Below are 20,767 nucleotides of genomic sequence, written 5' to 3' on the forward strand. Positions count from 1 at the left end.
CAAAAACTCCTTACACGACCGTCGACAATGCGAAGGTCAACGCCAAACCCATCACCGAGATGATGGTCTCGAGGAGCGACCATGTCTTGAAGGTCTGCCCCACCGTCATACCGAAGTACTCCTTGATCAGCCAGAAACCGCCGTCGTTCACGTGCGAAAAGATCAGCGAGCCGGAGCCGGTGGCGAGCACCATCAATTCCGGCGTGACCTGCACGCCGCTGGCCGCCGCGATCGGCGCGACGATACCGCAGGCGGTGGTCATCGCGACCGTTGCCGAACCCGTGGCGAGGCGAATCAACGCGGCAACCAGCCAGCCGAACAGCAGCGGCGACAGATGCATCGCCGTCGCCACGCCGACGATTTCCTTCGAAATGCCGCTATCCATCAGCACCCGCCCGAACCCGCCGCCCGCGCCGACGATCAGCGTAATGCCCGCGATCGGCGCGAGACATTCGCCGCAGAACTTCTGGATCTGCTCGCGGTTGAAACCGCGGCTCGCACCGAAGGTCCAGAAGCTGACCAGCACGGCGATCAGCAGCGCGACGTCCGAATTGCCGACGAAATGCAGCAGGTCGTTCGCCAGCGTTTTCGGCGTGAATACGAGATCGGCCCAACTGCCGACCAGCATCAGGATCACCGGCAGCAGGATCGTGAAGAGCGTCACGCCGAAGCCCGGCAACTCCCGCTTCGGCGCCGCATTCTGCGCGCCGTTCATGCCAAGCTCGTCATGGCCGACAAATTGCGCGGCGAGCGGATTGTCCTTCGGCAGCTTGATGAAGCGGTTGATCAGCAACGCGAACAGCGGGCCCGCGACGATCGCGGTCGGCACGCCGACGATCAGCCCATAGGCGATCGTCTTGCCGATATCGGCGTGATACTGCTGCACCGCGAGCATGGCGGCCGGGTGCGGCGGAATCAGCCCGTGCACGACGGAAAGCCCCGCGACCATCGGCAAGCCGACCAGCAGCAGCGATTTGTTGGTGCGCTTCGCGACGTTGAACGCGATCGGAATCAGCAGTACGAAGCCGACCTCGAAGAACACCGGCAAGCCGACGATGATCGCCACGACCATCATCGCCCAATGAATATTCTTCTCGCCGAACCAGTCGATCAGCGTGGTGGCGATGCGTTCGGCGCCGCCGGATTCGGCCATCATCTTGCCGAGCATCGTGCCGAGGCCGACCACCACCGCGATGTGCCCGAGCGTGTTGCCGTTGCCGGTTTCGAACGATTTGACGATGGTGCCGATCGGCATGCCGGACACGAGGCCCAGCAGCAACGACACGATGATCAGGACGAGTAGCGGGTAAATCTTGTAGCGGGTGATCAGCAGGATCAGCAAGGCGATGGCGATCACCGCGTAGACCAGCAGCATGCTGCCGTGAACAGCTTCCATGAAGCTCCTCCTTCGTTATTGGTTGTGGGTGCGCACGGCTGGCACCTCGTCTCGTGGTGGCCAGCGGCGATGCCGGAAAAACCGGCTCGCCGCGCGGACGCTGAATTTTACTTGCTGTTCTGCCTGAAGGCGCGCGAATCCAGCACGCATATCGAAAGAAGCCTCGCCGCGACAGCCGTGGTGGCTATATCGACGAGGCTCCTTGCAGGCAAGACGGGGATGACACGGAATCGCGCGCCGCTTCGGTTCAGTGAGAACTCAATGGGCAGGCGCCGCCAGTTGGCTGGCCGCACGCGCGAGACGCGTGACTTCGTCCCAGTGCTGCGAGGCGAGCGCGGCCTTCGGTGTGAGCCATGAGCCGCCCACGCACACCACGTTCGGCAGCGCCAGGAAATTCGGGGCCGTTTCGGCCGTGATGCCGCCGGTCGGGCAGAACTTCAGCGTCGGGAACGGGCCGTGGAACGCTTGCAGCATCGGCACCCCGCCCGCCTGTTGGGCCGGGAAAAACTTCACGATCTCGTAGCCGAGTTCGAGCGCGGTGATGATGTCGGTCGGCGTCATGACACCCGGCAGCAGCGGCAAGCCGGCGTCCTGCGCGGCCTTGTGCATGTCTTTCGTCAGCCCCGGCGAGACGCCGAACTTCGCGCCGGCTTTCTTCGCCTGCGCGCAATGCTCGGGCTTCGTGATCGTGCCGACGCCGACCACGATGTCCTCGGCCAACTGGCTCGCGCGTTCGATCGCTTCGAGGCCCGCCGCGGTGCGCAGCGTGATTTCGAGCACCTTCACGCCACCCGCGTGCAGCGCGCGCGACACATGCTCGCCCTGTTCGACGGAGTCGAACGCGAGCACCGGAATCACCGGGCCGAGGCGCACGATATCGCTTACTGTTTTCGAGGTCATGGTCAGACTCCTTGTTTCTGCAGCGCTTGGCTGGCTTGAGTGGTGCTGGTGTGTGCATGGCCGTGCTGGTGCGCGCCGCGCTCGCCCACCATCGGGCCGAACACCGACGCGCCCTGCTCCGCGGGCGCCGCCGCCGCACGGAACACGCCGAACAGTTCGCGGCCGAAGCCGACTTCGTTTTCCGCCTGATGCCGCGGCACGGCGCCGGGCCGCGCGGCCCATTCGGCCGCGTCGATTTCGATGTCGAGCACGCCGGCTTCCGCGTCGATCACCAGCATGTCGCCGGTGCGGACCTTGCCGATCGGGCCTTGCAGCAATGCTTCCGGCGACAGGTGAATCACCGCGGGCACCTTGCCCGAGGCGCCCGACATGCGGCCGTCGGTGACCAGGGCGACATGGAAGCCTTGATCCTGCAACACGCCGAGCAGCGGCGTCAAACGATGCAGTTCGGGCATGCCGTTTGCCCGCGCGCCCTGAAAACGCACCACGGCGATGAAGTCGCGCTTCAGCTCGCCGTTGTCGAATGCTTCCTGCACGGCTTCCTGCGAATCGAACACGATGGCCGGCGCCTTCACCTTGCGATGCTGCGCGGCCACAGCCGAAATCTTGATCACGCCGCGGCCGAGCTTGCCCTGCATCAGACGCAAGCCGCCGTCCGGCTGGAACGGCTCCTTGATGCCGCGCAGCACCGCGGTGTCCGCGCTTTCGGCCGTGCCCGGCACCCATTGCAGCTTGCCGTCGAGCAACTTCGGCTCCTCGGTGTAGTGCTTCAGGCCCTTGCCCGCGACCGTGTTCACGTCTTCGTGCAGCAAGCCGCCTTCCAGCAGATTGCGAACGAGGAACGCGACGCCGCCGGCGGCGTGGAAATGGTTCACGTCGGCCTTGCCGTTCGGATAAATCTTGGCGAGCAGCGGCACCGCTTGCGACAGCGTGTCGAAGTCGTCCCAGTCGATCACGATGCCCGCCGCGCGCGCAATCGCCACCAAGTGCAGCGTGTGGTTGGTCGAACCGCCCGTGGCCAGCAACGCGACGATGCCGTTGACGATCGCCTTCTCGTCGATCACGTGCCCGATCGGCATGTAGTTGCCGCGCTCCACCGTCAGATCGAGCACGCGGCGCGCGGCTTGCGCAGTTAGCGCGTCGCGCAGCGGCGTGTGCGGATGCACGAACGCCGAGCCCGGCAGATGCAGGCCCATCACTTCCATCAGCATCTGGTTGCTGTTCGCGGTGCCGTAGAACGTGCAGGTGCCGTGGCTGTGATAGGCGGCGGCTTCCGCTTCGAGCAGCGCGTCGCGGCCGCACTGGCCGGTGGCGAAAAGCTGGCGTGTCTTGGCTTTCTCGTCGTTCGAGAGGCCGCTGCCCATCGGGCCGGCCGGCACGAAAATCGTCGGCAGATGGCCGAATTGCAGGGCGCCGATCAAAAGACCGGGCACGATCTTGTCGCAGATGCCGAGGCACAGCGCCGCGTCGAACATGTTGTGCGTGAGCGCGACCGCGGTGCTCATCGCGATCACCTCGCGCGAGAACAGCGACAGCTCCATGCCCGCGTTGCCTTGCGTGACGCCGTCGCACATGGCGGGCACGCCGCCCGCGAATTGCGCGACGCCGCCGTTTTCACGCGCGGCTTCCTTGATGATGTCCGGGTAGTTTTTGTACGGCGCGTGCGCCGACAGCATTTCGTTATACGACGACACGATGCCGATGTTCGGCTCGCGGATCGCCTTGATGGCGAGTTTGTCGCGGCCCTCCAGCCCGGCAAAGCCGTGAGCCAGATTCGCGCACGAGAGCGCGCCGCGCGCCGGGAACCGGCCCTGTGCCTGGTCGATGCGCGACAGATAAGCCTCGCGAGTGGGCTTGCTGCGCTCGATCACGCGTTGGGTGACCTTCAACAATTGCGAATGCGGGGAAACCATCGGAACTCCTTCTTCGCTGGCTAAAGACGACTTGCGGGCGTTGCACGCACTATGCCAGGCAGGTATCGCGGGGGATGTCGGATCAGTCGACGACGCCAATGTTAGTAGAAAAACTACACGGTCGCAATCGCGAGTCGTGCTGCGCTGCGGCATCGCCGAACCGCCCGTCTCGGCCTGCTGGCTTGGGTTGGGCGCTGCGCCTGCGAACCTAGGGATTACACCTAGACCCGAATATGTAGTTTTTGTACCTTGTTTGGCAATCAGATATAGTCCACGCATTCCTCAGCATAGTGCGAGTTTTACGATGATGCTGTCCCAAGTGGAAGAGATGCGCGATCAGTTGCGCCCATCCGAGCGCAAGCTGGCCGACTACGTGATCGAGTCGCCCCGCGAGGTGCTCGATCTGTCGATGACGGAAGTCGCCGCGCGTGCCGGCGTGAGCCAGCCGACCATCGCGCGTTTCTGTCACGCGCTCGGCTTCTCGGGGTTTCGCGAGTTCAAGATCCGGCTCGCGCAGGGCATTGCGTCAGGCGTGCCGACCGTCTATCGGGACGTGCGGCCGGACGAAGGCGCGCCGGGGCTCATCGCGAAGGTCTTCGACCGAACCATCGGCACGCTGATCCAGGTGCGCAACAGCCTGTCGCCGGATAGCGTCGAAGCGGCCGTCGAATTGCTGGCGAACGCGGCGCGCATCGAGTTCTACGGGGCGGGCGGCTCGGGCATTGCCGCGCAGGACATTCAGCACAAGTTCTTCCGGCTCGGCATGCCGAGCGTCGCTTACTCCGACCCGCACACCTATTCGATGTCGGCGGCGCTGCTCGGTCCCGGCGACGTGGTGGTGGCGGTTTCCAACACGGGCCGGACCCGCGACATCATCGAAGCCGCGCGCTCGGCGCTGGCTCGCGGCGCGAAGGTGATCGCGATCACGCATGGCAATTCGCCGCTGGCGCGGGTCGCGACGATCTGCCTGTTCTCGAACGTCGTGGAGGAAACCGACGTGTTCTCGCCGATGACATCGCGCATGTCGCATCTGGCGATCGGCGACATTCTGGCGGTCGGCGTCGCGCTCAAGCGTGGACCCGATCTGGTGGAGCGGGTGGGGCAGGCGAAAGGGGTGATCGCCCGATTGAGGATCGATGGGGAGGTTTGAGCGACCGGGTCCGAAGGTTCTCAGAACGGCTTGATCACCACCAACGCGACCGCTGCCAGCATCCCCAGTACCGGCAGCTCATTGAACAGCCGATACCACTTGTCCGTCCGCCGATTCTCGCCGCGCTCGAACCTGCGCAGCAGCACGCCGCAATACGCGTGATAAACGATGAGCAGCAGCACCACGCCCACCTTCGCGTGAATCCAGCCCTGCCCGCGCCCGATTCCCACCGCGAGCCACAACCACAGCCCGCACGCGAGCGCCGGCACCGCGATAAACGTCATGAAGCGAAACAGCTTGCGCGCCATCGTCAACAGTCGCGCCGTCGCGGCGGGCTCCGTTTCCATCGCCAGGTTGACGAAGATGCGCGGCAGATAGAACAGGCCGGCAAACCAGGAAGCAATCAGGACGATGTGAAACGTTTTTACCCAAAGCATCGGCGGTCCTTGTCGTTCGTATAACGCGTTGGCGCGAAAAGAAGCGCGCTCGGCGGCGCGCTTGTGGTTGTGCTTGTGCGGAGAAACCGGGGCGGCGGCGCGGTTTTTATTGCCGCCCTTCGCCGTGCCCCAGCACGATGTATTTGAGCGACGTCAGCCCTTCGAGCCCCACCGGTCCGCGCGCGTGCAGCTTGTCGTTCGAAATGCCGATTTCCGCGCCCAACCCGAATTCGAAGCCGTCCGCGAAACGCGTTGACGCGTTCACCATCACGCTCGCCGAATCCACTTCGCGCAGGAAGCGCATTGCGCGGTCGTGGTCTTCCGTGACGATCGCGTCGGTGTGCTGCGAGCTGTACTCGTTGATATGTTCGATCGCCGCGTCGACGCCGTCGACCACCTTGATCGCCAGCACCGGCGCGAGGTATTCGGTGCGCCAGTCTTCCTCGGTGGCATCGACCAGCGGGCCGATGCCGGCTTCCGCCAACACCGCGCGCGCCGCGGCATCCACCCGCAGTTCGACTTCCTTGCCGCGGTACAGCTTGCCAAGCGGCGGCAGCACTTCGGCCGCGATACCGCGCGCCACCAGCAGCGTTTCCATCGTGTTGCAGGTGCCGTAGCGGTGCGTCTTCGCGTTATCGCAGACGGTCAGCGCCTTGGCAAGATCGGCGCGATCGTCGACATACACGTGGCAGATGCCGTCGAGGTGCTTGATCATCGGCACGCGCGCTTCGTTCATCAGGCGCTCGATCAGGCTCTTGCCGCCGCGCGGCACGATCACGTCGACGTATTCGGTCATCGTGATGAGCTTGCCCACCGCGGCGCGGTCGGAGGTGGCCACCACCTGCACCGCGTCCGGCGGCAAACCGGCCGCCGCCAACCCTTCGCCGATCAGCTTCGCCAGCGCGGTGTTGCATTCGAGTGCCTCGGAACCGCCACGCAGGATCGTCGCGTTGCCCGATTTCAGGCAGAGCGCGGCGGCGTCGATCGTCACGTTGGGCCGCGATTCGTAGATGATGCCGATCACCCCCAGCGGCACGCGCATCTGGCCGACCTGGATGCCGCTCGGCCGGTACTTCAGATTGCTGATTTCGCCGATCGGATCGGCGAGCGCGGCGACTTGCCGCAAGCCTTCGACCATCGTCTTCAACGCCTTGTCCGACAGCGTGAGGCGATCGATGAAAGCGGCGTCGAGACCCTTTTCGCGTGCACGGGCGACGTCGCGCGCATTGGCTTGCTTCAGCAACGCGGCGTCACGTTCGATCGCCTCGGCGACGGCGGCAAGCGCGGCGTTCCTGGCCGCCGTCGACGCCCGCGCCATCGCCCGCGAAGCGTGGCGGGCGCGGCGGCCGAGGTCGGTCATGTACTGGTCGATATCCATGGTGATTCTCGTGGTGCCGCGCACGTTCACGTGCGGCGGACGGGCAGAATTAGCGAAAGATCAAACGATTGTAAGTCGGGCGGCGGTGCTTTGCTTGCGCCACCGAACGGGAATGCGGGGGACTTCATATTGCGCCGCCTGGGCGTGGGAGCGATGCAAGCGATCAGTGCCCGGCATCGGCAGCGGAATCCGCTCACCTTCACCGCTCGCCGAGTCAGCGCGCGAGCCAGGCCCAATCAGCCGGGCCTTCGCCCCGGCGCAACCGCCGAGGTGCGAGGTCGCGGCGGCGGCACAGGCGCCGCTTTTGCCGGCGACGCCACCGTCATGGCCAGTTCGAACAGTCCGTTCCACGGATCGGGCGGCGGGTCGTTGCGATGATTGCCCGGCGTGCCGCCCGACAAACCCTTCACTTGCCGGTCGAGGCGCGCCGCCAACGCGAGCGCCTTCTCTAGCGCGCCTTCGGTGACGCGCGACAACGCCGGCCCGATCAGCCGCTCACGCGGGCCCCACACGCGGTTCTCGCGCACCAGCATCGCGAGCGGCTTGCCGGCCGCGACACCGCGCTTGATTCGCAGCAGCGTGCGCACTTCTTCCACGACCGCCCACAACACCAGCACCGCGGCCTCGCCTTCGCCGCGCAGACCGTCGAGCATGCGCGTCAAGCGGCCGACGTCGCCCGCGAGCATCGCTTCGTTCAATTTGAAAACGTCGTAACGCGCGACGTTCAGCACGGCGTCCTGAACCTGCTCGAAACTCAGCGACCCGGCCGGATACAGCAAGCCCAGCTTCTGGATTTCCTGATGCGCGGCGAGCAGATTACCTTCCACGCGCTCGGCGATGAACGCGAGCGCGCGCCGCCCTTCCTCGCCTGCGGCCACTCGCTGCCCTTGAGCAGCGAGCCGCTGCCCCACCCAATTCGGCAACTGCGCGCGCTCGACGGGATCGATCTTCAACGCGACGCCGGCTTCGGCCAACGCCGTGAACCACCCCGACTTCTGCGTGGCCGCGTCGAGCCGCGGCAGTGTGATCATCGTCAGGACGTCATCGTTGACGGCGGCGGCAAGCGCCTTCAGCGCGTCGGCGCCTTCCTTGCCGGGCTTGCCCGACGGAATGCGCAACTCGACCAGTTGACGGTCGCCGAACAACGACATCGACTGGCTCGCGCCGAGCAGCGAACTCCAGTCGAAACCCCGCTCGACGGTGAACACCGAGCGGTCCGTGAAGCCGGCCGCACGCGCGGTGGCGCGAATCCGGTCGCACGCTTCCTGCGCGAGCAGGTGCTCGTCGCCGTACACGACGTAGAGGCCGGCGAGTCCCTTGGCGAGATGCGCTTCGAGCGCGTCAAGTCGGAGTTGCATGGCTACCGATGGGCGAGGTTGAACAGGTGCGGCAAGTGAATCGAAATACGACGCTCACAGCGGCGGCGGCGGCAACGGCGCGCGCGGCGCAACCGCCGGCGCTTCCTGACCCGGCGCGGGATGCAGCGACTTCACGATCTCGAGACGCCGCGTGAGCTGGTCGATCGCGTCGTTCTCCATGTCGGCGAAAAGAATGTCGGACTCAGCCGCCTTCGCCTGCGAATACTGGTCGCTATAGGTCATCGCCCGGTTCAGCGCGATCACGCTCGGCGGAATCAGGATCGTGCCGTCCTTGCCGGTCAGCGTGTAATTCATCGAGAGATTCAATTGATACTCCGCGACGACACCCAGCGAGTTGAGCGTCAGCGTGCTGATGCCGCGGTTCTCCGAGATCAGCAGCGTTGCGTCGGCATTCGCGGGCGACTTGACCACCACCGTGTCGCTGCCGCCTTGCACCATGCGCGTAAGCCGCGCGCCCGCCGCGGCCGAACCGCCGGAGATATAGAGACGTTTGAACGCGTAGTCCTGCTGGCCGCGCAGTTGGAAGCCGCAGGCGGACAACATCAGCACGCTGCACGCCAGCGTCAATAACGATCTGCGAGTCACATTGGCTCCTGGTTCGCAGTAGATTCCGCAGCGAGGACAAGCGCCGCCGCATGTGGCGGCGTCCTGCCTGCTGTCGTGTCTTGATGGATCTTCACGAGAAAACGCCGGGCCGCCCCAAGGTTTTCCGCTCCGCGCGAAGTTTCCCTGGAGGCGCTCAAACGACGACGTTCACGAGGCGGCCCGGCACCACGACGATTTTCTTCGGCGCCTTGCCTTCGCTGAACTTCGCGACCATCTCGTGAGCGACCGCGAGTTGTTCGACCGCTTCACGCGAGGCGTCTTTCGCCACCGTCAGCGCGCCGCGCACCTTGCCGTTCACCTGCAGCACGAGTTCGATCTCGGCCTGCTCCAGCGCCTTCTCGTCGACCTTCGGCCACGGCGCGTCGAGCAGCGAGCCGAATTCGTCGGCGTAACCGAGTTCGCGCCACAACTGGAACGTGAGGTGCGGCACGACCGGATACAGCACGCGCAGCATCACGCCGTAGGTTTCGCGCAGCACGCCCGGCAGGGCGCTCTTCGCGCTGTCGAGCGCGTTGAGCATCTTCATCGCCGCCGATACGACCGTGTTGTACTGCAAGCGCTGGTAGTCGAAGTCGGCCTGCTTCAGCACGCTATAAATCTCGCGGCGCAGCGCCTTGTCGGTCTCGCCGAGTTGCGCGGCATCGAACTTGCCGCCCGCGCGCAACGCTGCCTCGTTCGCGTGGCCGAAGCTCCACACGCGGCGCAGGAAACGGCTCGCGCCTTCCACGCCCGAACCGGACCATTCCAGCTGCTGCTCGGGCGGTGCCGCGAACATCACGAACAGACGCGCGGTGTCCGCGCCGTGCTGATCGATCAGCAATTGCGGATCGACGCCGTTGTTCTTCGACTTCGACATCTTCTCGACGCCGCCGAGCACCACCGGCTGACCGTCCGCGTTCAGCACGGCGCCGACCGGGCGGCCCTTGTCGTCGAACGAAACGGTGACCTCGGCCGGGTTGTACCAGGTTTTCTTGCCCGCTTCGTTTTCGCGGTAGTAGGTTTCGTTGAGCACCATGCCCTGCGTGAGCAGATTTTTGGCCGGCTCGCCGAACTTGACCAGGCCCATGTCGCGCATCACCTTCGCCCAGAAGCGCGAGTACAAAAGGTGCAGAATCGCGTGCTCGATCCCGCCGATGTACTGGTCCATCGGCGCCCAGTAATCGGTGCGCTCGTCGACCATGGTCCTCGCGTCCGGCGCCGCATAACGGTAGAAGTACCAGGCCGAATCGACGAACGTGTCCATCGTGTCGGTTTCGCGCCGCGCCGCGCCGCCGCAGGTCGGGCACGTGCAATTCACGAATGCCTCCGACTTGGCGAGCGGGTTGCCCGTGCCGTCCGGCACGAGGTCTTCCGGCAACACCACCGGCAAGTCTTGTTCCGGCACCGGCACATCGCCGCAAGTCGGGCAGTGGATGATCGGAATCGGCGTGCCCCAGTAACGCTGGCGCGACACGCCCCAATCGCGCAGGCGCCACGTGATCTGCTTGTCGCCGAGGCCGAGCTGCTTCAGATCGGCGGCGATCGCATCGACCGCCTGCTCGTAGTCGAGGCCGTCGTACTTGCCGCTGTTGACCAGCGTGCCGGTTTTATCGCCGTACCATTCTTGCCAGGCGTCCGTCGAGAATGCCTTGCCTTCGACAGCCACCACCTGCTTGACCGGCAAACCGTATTTCTTCACGAACGCGAAGTCGCGCTCGTCGTGCGCCGGCACGCCCATCACCGCGCCTTCGCCGTAGCTCATCAGCACGTAGTTGCCGATCCACACTTCCACCTGTTCGTGCGTCAGCGGATGCGCGACGTAAAAGCCGGTGGCCATGCCCTTTTTTTCCATCGTCGCGATGTCGGCTTCAGCCACGCCGCCACGCTTGCACTCCTCGATGAAGGCTTGCAGTTCCGGCTTGTCTTGCGCGAGACGCGTGGCGAGCGGATGCTCGGCGGCGATCGCGGCGAAAGTCACGCCCATGATCGTGTCGGCGCGCGTGGTGAACACGCGCAACAGCTTCTGTTCGCCGTCGATTTCATACGGGAAGCCGAAGTTCACGCCGAAGCTCTTGCCGATCCAGTTCTGCTGCATGATCTTCACGCGCTCGGGCCAGCCGAGGCCTTCGAGGTCGTTCAGCAGTTCATCCGCGTAATCGGTGATGCGCAGGTAGTACATCGGGATTTCGCGCTTTTCGACCAGCGCGCCCGAACGCCAGCCGCGTCCGTCGATCACCTGCTCGTTGGCGAGCACGGTCTGATCGACCGGGTCCCAGTTGACGGTGCCGGTTTTCTTGTACGCGATGCCCTTTTCGAGCATCTTCAGGAACAGCCACTGATTCCACTTGTAGTAATCGGGGCTGCAAGTGGCGACTTCACGCGACCAGTCGATCGCGAGGCCCATCGACTGCATCTGCTTCTTCATGTAAGCGATGTTGTCGTAGGTCCACTTGGCGGGCGGCACGTTGTTGGCCATCGCGGCGTTTTCGGCCGGCATGCCAAACGCGTCCCAACCCATCGGCATCAGCACGTTGTAGCCGTTCATCCGCAAATAGCGGTACATCACGTCGTTGATCGTGTAGTTGCGCACGTGCCCCATGTGCAGCTTGCCCGACGGATACGGCAGCATCGAGACGCAATAGAACTTGGGCTTGCTGGTGGTTTCCGTCGTCTTGTATGCGTCGATCGCGCGCCATTGCCCTTGCGCGGCGGATTCGACGTCGGAGGGAACGTATTTTTCGTGCATGGTGTGATGGTGTCGCTGGGTTCGGTGCTTTCGCACCGGCCGCTTGGTGCTCTGCTGGATGAAATGGCGTCGTTTCCCCTTCTGCGGGGGAAAGGGCTGATTATACCGTTCGCGGACGGGTGCGCCGCGCGGTATGGCTAGCTGGCTAGCGGCTCGCGCCAGGCGGCGGCGGGTCCGTCACGAAGCCGATCCGCTCGAGCCCGGCCTGCTGCGTCGCGCCCATGACCTGCGCGATCACCTCGTAACGCGTGGAGCGCTCGGCGCGCAGTTGAATCTCCGGCTGCTCCGGCTGTTTGCCCGCTTGCGCGAACCGCGCGCGCATCTGCTCGAGCGTGATGACCTTGCCGTCCCAATAGAGCTTGCCGGCGGCGTCGATGGAAAGGGAAATGGTTTGCGGCGTTTGCCGCGCGGGCGCCGCCGCCACTTTCGGCAAATCGAGGCGGATTGCGTGCGTGAATAAAGGCGCGGTAATGATAAAAATCACCAGCAACACCAGCATCACGTCGATCAGCGGCGTCATGTTGATCTCGGCCATCGGCGCGGCCGTCTGCTTTTTCTCGAGTCCGCCGAATGCCATGTCGCCTCTTTCGCGTGAGCAACGCGCTTAGTGAGTCGGAGCCTGCCGGGCCCGCGGCGCGGTGTGGGCCTGCTCGACGGGCGCGCACACGTATGCGTGCAGATCGTGCGCGAAGCCGTCGAGTTCCTCCGACAATTGCCGCACGAGGCGCCCGAGCACGTTATACGCAAGCACGGCGGGAATCGCGACCACGAGGCCGAACGCGGTCATGATGAGCGCCTCGCCCACCGGACCGGCGACGTTCTCGATTTGCGCCTGGCCGCTCGCCGCAATGCTGCCGAGCGCGTGATAGATACCCCAGACGGTGCCAAGGAGGCCGACGAAGGGCGCCGTGCTGCCCACCGAGGCCAATAGCACCTGACCGAATTCGAGCCGCCGCTGCGACGCATTGAGCGCCTGGCGCAACGCCCGCAGCACCCGTTCGCCGCGCTCGACGCGGGCGAGCAGCGCACCCGGAATGTCCACTTCGGACGCATGCAGGGCCGCCTCGGCGAGCGGCGTGAAGACACGCTCACGGTCCACGCGCTTCAACGCCGCGACACCCTCGGAGAGCGTGGGCGCCTGCCAGAATTGCGCGATGGCGCGCGCCGCCTGCCGTTTCGCGCGGGTGAGAATCCAGCTCTTGACGATCAGAAAACACCAGCTCGCAATCGACATGGCCAGCAGCACATAAGCGACGCCATGCGTGATCGCGTCACTGGTTTGCAGGTAATGGATGATGCCGCTGCTGCCTGCCATCTGACCTCGCCGTGGAAAGTGATTCGAGGGACGCGAACGGGCGCCGCGGCCCGGCGCGCCCGGACAGACGCTCAACGCAGGCCGAGTACGTCCTGCATGTCGAAGAAACCGGTTTTGTGGCCTGCGAGAAAACGCACGGCACGAAGCGCGCCTTGTGCATACGACAAACGGCTCGCCGATTTGTGCGTGATTTCGATGCGCTCGCCGATGCCCGCGAACAACACCGTATGGTCGCCGACAATGTCGCCGCCGCGAATCGCCGAGAAGCCGATGGTGGACGGATCGCGTTCGCCGGTCACGCCTTCGCGGCCGTACACCGCGCAGTCGTCGAGATTGCGGCCGAGCGCGTTGGCGATTACTTCGCCCATGGTCAGCGCCGTGCCCGACGGCGCGTCGACCTTGTGACGGTGATGCGCCTCGATGATTTCGATGTCGTAGCCGGTCGCGAAATGCCTGGCGGCGTATTCGAGCAACTTCAGCGTGACGTTCACGCCGACGCTCATGTTCGACGCGAACATGATGGCGATCTTGTCCGCCGCGGCGCGCAATTGCGCTTTCTGCTCGTTGTCGAACCCGGTCGTGCCGATCACCATTTTCACGTTGTGGCGCTGCGCCGCTTCGAGATGGACCAGCGTGCCTTCGGGACGCGTGAAGTCGATCAGGTAGTCGGATTTGGCGAATACGCTTTCGATGTCGTCGGTGAGCGCAACGCCCGTCTGTTTGCCGACCAACGCGCCGGCGTCCTGACCGAGTTGCGGGGAACCCGCACGGTCGAGCGCGCCCGAGAGCGTGACTTCAGGATCGTTAAGGACGGTTTCGATGAGCATGCGGCCCATACGGCCCGATGCGCCAGCAATGGCAATTTTCATGGCTACGAGGGTTCGAAAAGGCAAAACCCGGCAAGTGCGGGAGAAAGCGGCGCCGGGCAGCACGCACCGGCGCCGCGCATCATGGGAAAGCGGAGAATCTGGCGGGCGCCACGCAGGGCGCCCTTGCCGTGACGCGGCACGCGTTCGCCACGCCCGCGCCGTATTCATCTTAAAACACCGACCGCCTGGTTACTCGCTCGTTCCCGAAGTCGACGGAGTAGTCAGCGGCGCGCTGTTGCCCGTTTGCGAGCCAGTCGGTCCCACCGGATTGCTCTGCGCGCCCTGCGCCTGCGGAGGCGGCGGACGGTGGAACTGGAACTGCGGCTGACCCGGGGCCGTCGGGCCCTGTGGCGGTACGCCGCCGGCGTTCGGGGTCGGCGCGGTGGAACGCACGGAAGACCGCGTATTGCCGGACGGCGATTGCACCGCATTGGTCGCACGATTGGCCGCTTGCGCGGCTTCCGCATTGGCGTCCGTGGACGGTGCGGTTACCGCGGCAGCGCCCTCGACAGACGGCGAACGCACCGTGTCCACCGCGATCGGCGCCGCTGCGGCCGCCACCGGCGCGCTCGCGCCGCCGGCACTGCTGGCTACGTTCGGCGCAGCGGCCTTTTTGCCGCGCCTGTCGCCGTCGATCTCAGCCAGCAATTCGAGGTTGGACGGCAGGTCCTCGCCGCCCGACCAACTGGCGACGCGGTCGCCCGCGAACATGACCACGAAGTCGCGCTGCTGCACGACGTTCGTCGAACCGCGCTTGAAATAGAACACGTAGTCCCAACGATCCGCGTGGAACATGTCGGCCAGGAGGGGCGTGCCGAGAATCTGCCGCACCTGCGCGCGGGACATGCCGACCTGCATCTGCGAAGCCGCTTCTTTCGAGACAAAATTGCCTTGCACCACCGTAATGCGATACGGGGTAATGCTTTGCGCAATGCGCTGCGTCAGACTGTCGTAAGTGGAACATCCGGCAAGAACCGCGACAGTCGCAACAGCGATCAAGGTACCCCGCATGCGGCTCCCCCGGTAGATCAATTGAGATTTTGAAATCATTTCACTCACCGTGCGGGCCCGCTGACGAGCCGCGCGAGTTTCATTCCATCGAAGATGACCAGAACGGCAAAAACACATTACTATGAGAGCCCAGCATTGTACTCTAGGGATCCCTTGCCATGACCAATCCAACCGATCTCAAGAATATCGGGCTCAAGGCGACCCTTCCGCGCCTCAAAATCCTTGAGATTTTCCAGCACAGCCCGGTGCGCCACCTGACCGCCGAAGACGTCTACCGCAACCTGTTGCACGAGGAACTCGACATCGGCCTTGCCACCGTCTATCGGGTCCTCACGCAATTCGAACAGGCGGGCTTGCTGTCGCGCAGCAATTTCGAATCGGGCAAGGCGGTGTTCGAATTGAACGAAGGATCGCACCACGACCATCTCGTGTGCCTTGATTGCGGGCTCGTCGAGGAATTTTTCGACTCCGAAATCGAGAACCGTCAGCAATCCATCGCGAAGGAACGCGGCTTCAAGCTGCAGGAGCACGCGTTGGCGTTGTACGGCGCGTGCACCAAGGAGAATTGCCCGCATCGCAAGCATTGATGCGATCTGTGCCGCGTCGGGGTGCGCGGTCCGGTGGAAAAAAGACCCGCCCGGTGTGAATCGAGCGGGTCTTTTTGCGTTTGGGGCACGGCGGCCGGCTTCGGTGGTCAGCTCTATACCGACAGTTCGGCGCCTGCTTCGAACATCAGCCGCCACGGCTCTTCCAACGTCAGTTCGTCGCAGTTGGGCTGCTCGCCGCCGCGATCGACCACCACGAAGTCGCTCATCTCGTCGAGCGCCAGCAGCGGATGGTGCCAAACGCCTTTCGTGTAGTTCACGCCCTGCCAGCCGTCGCTCCAGAATGCGCGCATCCGCGCCGGATCGAACTCGCCCGCCGGCGCGACCACCACCAGATAGCGGCGCGCCGTCAACGGAATGAACGCCTGGCTGCCGAGCGGGTGCCGCTCCATCATCGTGATGTCGACCGGCAACGGACGGGGTTGCGCGCGAAACAGGTTGATCAGCGGCCGGCCGCCCTGCTCCGTCACATCGACGGCGGCGAGGTCGTGATAGCGCTCGGTCGTGCCGCCGTTGATCGCGAAATGGCGCGCGCCGTCCAGCTCGATCACGTCGCCGAATGGCGCGAAGGCGGCTCGCGTCAGGCGCTCCATCTGCAATGTCTTCATCGACGCCGCTCCGTTATGCGAGGTCGCCCCACAGGCGCAGACGCGACACGCCACCGTCCGGAAAGATATTGAAACGCACGTGCGTGACAGGTCCGAGCGATGCGATGCCGTCCGCGAACGTGTGCACGTGGTCCATTTGCAGCTTCTGCTCGGCGAGCAGTTCGGGCCAGAACATCGCTTGCGTGACGAGCGATTCGTCCGTGCCGCCCGTCACGCGAGCGGCTTGCAGCGAACAGCGGTCGGGGAAATTGCCCTTGAAGTGCGCGGTGTCCACCTCGATCTTGCGGATCACGCCCGGTCGCGCCAGCGCGACGATCGCCCAGTCGTTGCCCGGTTCGCGGCGCCGCCGCGTCTCCCAGCCGTCGCCCATGTTGACGCCGCGGCCCGGCATCAGCATCTGCGAGGCCGGACCGAAATGCTGGTTATTCGCCGCGACCAGATACGCGCCGTTCTCGATCGCCGCGAGGTCCAGCAGCGCGCCGCGCTCCACGCGCGCCCAGTCGCGCTTCGGCTGGCCGTACACGCGCAGGCGCGCGAGGCCGCCGTCCGGATACAGATTCACGCGCAGATGCGTGAAGGCGCGCGCGTCGTTCACTTCGACGTAGTGGTGTTGGTTGCCCTGCAGCGTGGTCGGCGGCACGAGCGTTTGCCAGTCGGCGTTGTCCGGCGGCACGTCGCTGTCCACATGGCAGGCGTCGATCGACGCCGCCGGCGGAAAATTGCCGGTGAAGTGGCTCGTATCCAGATCGACGCCGTGCACGACGCCCGCCCGCGCGAGCCGGATCACGCAATAGTCGTGACCGGTGGTGCGCTTGCGGCGAGTTTCCCAGCCGTCCATCCACTTGCCATGGTCGTCGTATTTGCCGGGAATGAACACTGCGGGCTGCGGGTCGAGCATGCGTTCTTTCGGCGCGAAGAATTCGTCGCTGGCGTGGAGCGCTTTCGCGCCCAGACGCGGGTCGGCGAGGTTCATATAGCGGCGGGTGAAGGCAGGCGCGTTCGGGTCGAGGATCGGATTGGCCATAGTCTCGGTAGGCGACGAAAAGTGAAAGAGCGCCAGCGGATTTCGGAGCATCCGCCGGCGCGGAAAAGCGCGCTGCGTTGGCGCGCTGGTCGGTCAGACGATTCGGGGTATCAGACGGCTGGCGCGTGTTCGCCGGCGGCAGACTCGGGGTCGATGCCCTCGCCGGTCGGGACGTAGCGCAACGCCGCGTCGCGATTCAGCACGCGATGCGCGCGCGCCCGGTCGATATCGTTTTCCCACACCGCGACGACCACCGTCGCCACGCAATTGCCGATCAGGTTGGTCAGCGCGCGGGCAATGCCGACGAACCAGTCGACCGGCAGGATCAGCACGAGGCCGAGGACGGGAATCGCCGGAATGGCGGACAACGTCGCGGCCAGAATCACGATGGCCGAACCCGGAATGCCGTGCGCGCCCTTCGACGTCACCAGCGATACCAGCACCACCACGATGAGGTCGTGCGTGGACAGCGGCGTGTTGGTGGCCTGCGCGATGAAAATCACAGCCAGGGTCAGATAAATGGAGAAACCGTCGAGATTGAACGAGTAGCCGGTCGGAATCACGAGACCGACCGTCGAATCCTTCACGCCCATCCATTCGAGCTTGCGCATGACCTGCGGCAACACCGCATCGGACGATGCCGTGCCGAGCACGATCGACAGTTCCTCCCGCAGATAGCGGATCAGCTTGAAAACGTTGAAGCCGGCCAGCCGCATCACCACGCCCAGCACCACGACCACGAACACGATGCAGCTCGCGTAGAACACGAGCACCAGCATGCCGAGTTGCTTGAGCGAGTCGACGCCGTACTTGCCGGTGGTGAACGCGATCGCGCCGAGCACACCGAGCGGCGCCAGCTTGATGATGAAGCTCATCACCCGGAAGAACACCTGGGCGAGTTCGTCGATCAGGCCGCTCACACGCTGCGCCTTGGTGCCGAGCAGAGACAGCGCCGAGCCGAACAGCACCGAAAACACGAGGATTTGCAGGATGTCGCCGGTCGCGAACGCGTTCATCGCCGTGTCGGGGATGATCTTCAGCAGAAAGCCCGCCGTGTCCTTGAGGCTCTTCGCGTGCTCGGCGTATGTCGACAGCGAAGCCGGATCGAGCGAATGCAGATCGATGTTCATGCCGACGCCCGGTCGCGTGACATAGGCCAGCACGGCGCCGATCACGAGCGCGATCGTCGTCATCACCTCGAAGTAGATCACCGCCTTCAGGCCGACGCGCCCGACCTTGCGCAGATCTCCGGCATGCGCCATGCCGCTCACCACGACGCAAAAGACGATTGGGCCGATCACCATCTTGATCAGCTTCAGGAAGCCGTCGCCGAGCGGGCGCAGCGATTGGGCGAAGTGCGGGAACACCGCGCCGATCACGATGCCGGCCAGCAGCGCAATAACGACCCGGCCAAATAGCGAATTGAAGAATTTCAACACGGCTTCCTCCTGGTTGCGGTTCACTCAGTTCAGACTGGTCCGACCAGTGCTGTTATGGCGAATAGTAGGAAGCCGATATACTGGCGTCAAGGATTACAAAAACAGTGTTTACCCGCTATTTTCCCTGACTGCCAAGGTTCGGCGAATATGCCGATGACGCTTGACCGCACGGCATTCGGGACACGTATTACAATGCTGGTCAGACCGCATTCTCAAGTGAGCCACGATGAAGAACGTCCCGCACACCGTCACAGACGCCGCCATCGCGACCATCCGCGAACGGATCGAGGCGGGGGTCTATCCGGTGGGAAGTTTGCTGCCGGCGCAGCGTCAGCTCTCCGAGGAACTGACCATCAGCCGCGCGTCGCTACGCGAAGCGCTTTCCACGCTGGAAGCACTCGGTCTGCTGGTGATACGGCCCGGCAAGGGCGTCTACGTGGAAAGTTCGCAGGCCAAGGCCGCGCAGTCCTGGCGCTTCGCAAACCAATCGTCGCTACCGGATACCTATCAGGTGCGCTTTGCGTTGGAGGGTTTTGTCGCACGCATGGCGGCGCTCGCCGTCAGCGAATCCGACCTCGTGTGGTTCGAGGACAATATCGCGGCCATGCAAACAGCGCTCGCCTGCGAAGAACTCGACGAAGCCGCACGCCTCGACTACGGCTTCCACATGCGGATGGTGGGCATTGCCGGCAACGCGGCGATCGAATCGATCCTCAGCAGCAGCGCCGACATCATGAAGGAAAGCCAGCGTCTGCCGTTCTATCGGCGCGAACTGGTGCTGTCCACCTACAACGAACATCGCGCGATTCTGGATGCGCTCACGGCGCGCGACTCGGCAGCGGCGGGCAAGGCGATCGAGACTCATATCTCCAACGCCGCGCAGCGGGCCGGCGTCTATTTCCCGACGCCGCGGACGTAAAAAAACCGCTCCGAGGAGCGGTTTTTTTTCTCCCTTCGCCTGCCGTCAAAACAAGACCGCGGGGCAAACGAAGCAGACGACTTACTTCGCGTTGGCCAGCGCCACCGCCGTGTCCAGCATGCGGTTGGAGAAGCCCCACTCGTTGTCGTACCAGCTCGACACCTTCACCAGGCGGCCCGACACCTTGGTCAGCGTCGCGTCGAACGTCGACGAAGCCGGGTTGTGGTTGAAGTCGATCGACACCAGCGGCGCGTCGTTGTAGCCGAGAATGCCCTTCAGCGCGCCTTCCGACGCTTCCTTCATGATCTTGTTGACTTCATCCACCGTCGTGTCGCGCGCGGCGATGAAAGACAGATCGACAACCGACACGTTGATCGTCGGCACGCGAATCGCGTAGCCGTCCAGCTTGCCGTTCAGTTCCGGCAGCACCAGGCCGACCGCCGATGCGGCGCCGGTCTTGGTCGGGATCTGGCTATGCGTGGCCGAGCGCGCGCGGCGCAGGTCTTCGTGGTACACGTCCGTCAGAACCTGGTCGTTCGTGTATGCGTGGATCGTGGTCATCAGACCGTTCACGAGGCCGATCTTGTCGTTCAGCGGCTTGACGAGCGGCGCGAGGCAGTTGGTCGTGCACGATGCGTTCGAGATCACCGTGTCCGATGCCTTCAACACGTTGTGATTCACGCCGTAGACGATCGTTGCGTCGACGTCCTTGCCGCCCGGCGCGGAGATGATCACTTTCTTTGCGCCGCCCTTGATGTGCGCGCTCGCCTTTTCCTTGGTCGTGAAAAAGCCCGTGCATTCCATCACGACGTCGACGTTCAACTCGCCCCACGGCAGTTCCGCCGGATTGCGGTTGGCCAGCACGCGGATCTTGTCGCCGTTGACGACGAGGTAGTCGCCGTCCACCGACACTTCGCCGGGGAACTTGCCGTGCGCGGTGTCGTATTGCGTCAGGTGAGCATTGGTCTTGGCATCGCCGAGATCGTTGATGGCGACGATTTCGATATCGTGCTTCTTGCCGTTTTCATAGAAGGCGCGCAACGTGTTGCGGCCGATCCGGCCGTAGCCGTTGATTGCGACGCGAATCGTCATG

19 protein-coding genes are annotated in these 20,767 nt (G+C 64.4%); 3 read left to right on the top strand and 16 right to left on the bottom strand.

The features are described 5' to 3' along the window. Positions 1–10: 10 nt before the first annotated feature. The 3 genes from BUE39_RS13185 to edd all read right to left on the bottom strand — a co-directional run bounded on the left by BUE39_RS13185 (position 11) and on the right by edd (position 4,209). Positions 11–1,396, bottom strand: coding sequence for a GntP family permease (locus BUE39_RS13185; protein WP_073429111.1), 1,386 nt, complete (start codon positions 1,394–1,396; stop codon positions 11–13). A 258-nt stretch (positions 1,397–1,654) separates the two neighbouring features. Next, positions 1,655–2,296: a bifunctional 4-hydroxy-2-oxoglutarate aldolase/2-dehydro-3-deoxy-phosphogluconate aldolase gene (eda, locus tag BUE39_RS13190; RefSeq protein WP_073429112.1), complete on the bottom strand. Its 642-nt coding sequence runs from the start codon at positions 2,294–2,296 to the stop codon at positions 1,655–1,657. A gap of 2 nt (positions 2,297–2,298) precedes the next feature. Continuing rightward, the gene (gene edd, locus BUE39_RS13195) at positions 2,299–4,209 is read right to left on the bottom strand and encodes a phosphogluconate dehydratase (protein ID WP_073429113.1); all 1,911 of its coding nucleotides are present in this window, start codon (positions 4,207–4,209) and stop codon (positions 2,299–2,301) included. Between the two features lie 304 nt (positions 4,210–4,513). On the opposite strand from edd, the gene BUE39_RS13200 reads away from it, so the two are divergent. Further along, a complete protein-coding gene (locus BUE39_RS13200; protein ID WP_073429114.1) occupies positions 4,514–5,359 on the top strand; it encodes a MurR/RpiR family transcriptional regulator in 846 nt (281 codons plus the stop codon). 20 nt (positions 5,360–5,379) lie between these two features. On the opposite strand, the gene BUE39_RS13205 is transcribed toward BUE39_RS13200, so the two are convergent. From BUE39_RS13205 to BUE39_RS13245, 9 genes are all read right to left on the bottom strand, one after another. Next, positions 5,380–5,796 (bottom strand): CopD family protein, encoded by a 417-nt coding sequence (locus BUE39_RS13205; protein WP_073429115.1) that lies wholly within the window; start codon positions 5,794–5,796, stop codon positions 5,380–5,382. A 106-nt stretch (positions 5,797–5,902) separates the two neighbouring features. Then, a complete protein-coding gene (locus tag BUE39_RS13210; RefSeq protein WP_073429116.1) occupies positions 5,903–7,174 on the bottom strand; it encodes a glutamate-5-semialdehyde dehydrogenase in 1,272 nt (423 codons plus the stop codon). A 236-nt stretch (positions 7,175–7,410) separates the two neighbouring features. Further along, the gene (gene holA, locus BUE39_RS13215) at positions 7,411–8,532 is read right to left on the bottom strand and encodes a DNA polymerase III subunit delta (protein WP_073429117.1); all 1,122 of its coding nucleotides are present in this window, start codon (positions 8,530–8,532) and stop codon (positions 7,411–7,413) included. A gap of 54 nt (positions 8,533–8,586) precedes the next feature. Then, positions 8,587–9,138 (bottom strand): LPS-assembly lipoprotein LptE, encoded by a 552-nt coding sequence (locus BUE39_RS13220; protein WP_073429118.1) that lies wholly within the window; start codon positions 9,136–9,138, stop codon positions 8,587–8,589. Positions 9,139–9,292: 154 nt separating this feature from the next. Next, complete coding sequence (gene leuS, locus BUE39_RS13225; RefSeq protein WP_073429119.1) at positions 9,293–11,884, bottom strand: leucine--tRNA ligase; 2,592 nt, start codon at positions 11,882–11,884, stop codon at positions 9,293–9,295. Positions 11,885–12,029: 145 nt separating this feature from the next. Then, positions 12,030–12,461 carry an ExbD/TolR family protein gene (locus BUE39_RS13230; RefSeq protein WP_073429120.1) on the bottom strand — a complete coding sequence of 144 codons (432 nt, stop codon included), beginning with the start codon at positions 12,459–12,461 and terminating at the stop codon, positions 12,030–12,032. A 27-nt stretch (positions 12,462–12,488) separates the two neighbouring features. Then, positions 12,489–13,199: a MotA/TolQ/ExbB proton channel family protein gene (locus BUE39_RS13235; RefSeq protein ID WP_073429121.1), complete on the bottom strand. Its 711-nt coding sequence runs from the start codon at positions 13,197–13,199 to the stop codon at positions 12,489–12,491. A gap of 71 nt (positions 13,200–13,270) precedes the next feature. After that, positions 13,271–14,068 carry a 4-hydroxy-tetrahydrodipicolinate reductase gene (gene dapB, locus BUE39_RS13240; RefSeq protein ID WP_073429122.1) on the bottom strand — a complete coding sequence of 266 codons (798 nt, stop codon included), beginning with the start codon at positions 14,066–14,068 and terminating at the stop codon, positions 13,271–13,273. A 189-nt stretch (positions 14,069–14,257) separates the two neighbouring features. Continuing rightward, positions 14,258–15,079 (bottom strand): outer membrane protein assembly factor BamE, encoded by an 822-nt coding sequence (locus BUE39_RS13245; RefSeq protein ID WP_073429123.1) that lies wholly within the window; start codon positions 15,077–15,079, stop codon positions 14,258–14,260. A 158-nt stretch (positions 15,080–15,237) separates the two neighbouring features. Between BUE39_RS13245 and fur the strand changes: the two genes are divergently transcribed. Beyond that, positions 15,238–15,666, top strand: a complete 429-nt coding sequence (fur, locus tag BUE39_RS13250) for a ferric iron uptake transcriptional regulator (protein WP_006051897.1) — start codon at positions 15,238–15,240, stop codon at positions 15,664–15,666. A gap of 113 nt (positions 15,667–15,779) precedes the next feature. On the opposite strand, the gene BUE39_RS13255 is transcribed toward fur, so the two are convergent. From BUE39_RS13255 to BUE39_RS13265, 3 genes are all read right to left on the bottom strand, one after another. After that, positions 15,780–16,292: an ureidoglycolate lyase gene (locus BUE39_RS13255; RefSeq protein ID WP_073429124.1), complete on the bottom strand. Its 513-nt coding sequence runs from the start codon at positions 16,290–16,292 to the stop codon at positions 15,780–15,782. Positions 16,293–16,305: 13 nt separating this feature from the next. Continuing rightward, positions 16,306–17,316, bottom strand: a complete 1,011-nt coding sequence (gene alc / locus BUE39_RS13260) for an allantoicase (protein WP_073429125.1) — start codon at positions 17,314–17,316, stop codon at positions 16,306–16,308. 110 nt (positions 17,317–17,426) lie between these two features. Then, positions 17,427–18,755 carry a C4-dicarboxylate transporter DctA gene (locus BUE39_RS13265; RefSeq protein ID WP_073429153.1) on the bottom strand — a complete coding sequence of 443 codons (1,329 nt, stop codon included), beginning with the start codon at positions 18,753–18,755 and terminating at the stop codon, positions 17,427–17,429. A 226-nt stretch (positions 18,756–18,981) separates the two neighbouring features. Between BUE39_RS13265 and BUE39_RS13270 the strand changes: the two genes are divergently transcribed. Continuing rightward, positions 18,982–19,674, top strand: a complete 693-nt coding sequence (locus BUE39_RS13270; protein WP_073429126.1) for a FadR/GntR family transcriptional regulator — start codon at positions 18,982–18,984, stop codon at positions 19,672–19,674. An 81-nt stretch (positions 19,675–19,755) separates the two neighbouring features. Here the strand turns inward: BUE39_RS13270 and gap are convergent, their stop codons facing one another. Continuing rightward, the gene (gene gap, locus BUE39_RS13275) at positions 19,756–20,766 is read right to left on the bottom strand and encodes a type I glyceraldehyde-3-phosphate dehydrogenase (protein WP_073429127.1); all 1,011 of its coding nucleotides are present in this window, start codon (positions 20,764–20,766) and stop codon (positions 19,756–19,758) included. Between the last annotated feature and the right edge of the window lies 1 nt (position 20,767).

This window comes from Paraburkholderia terricola (genome assembly GCF_900142195.1).
Lineage (GTDB): Bacteria > Pseudomonadota > Gammaproteobacteria > Burkholderiales > Burkholderiaceae > Paraburkholderia > Paraburkholderia terricola.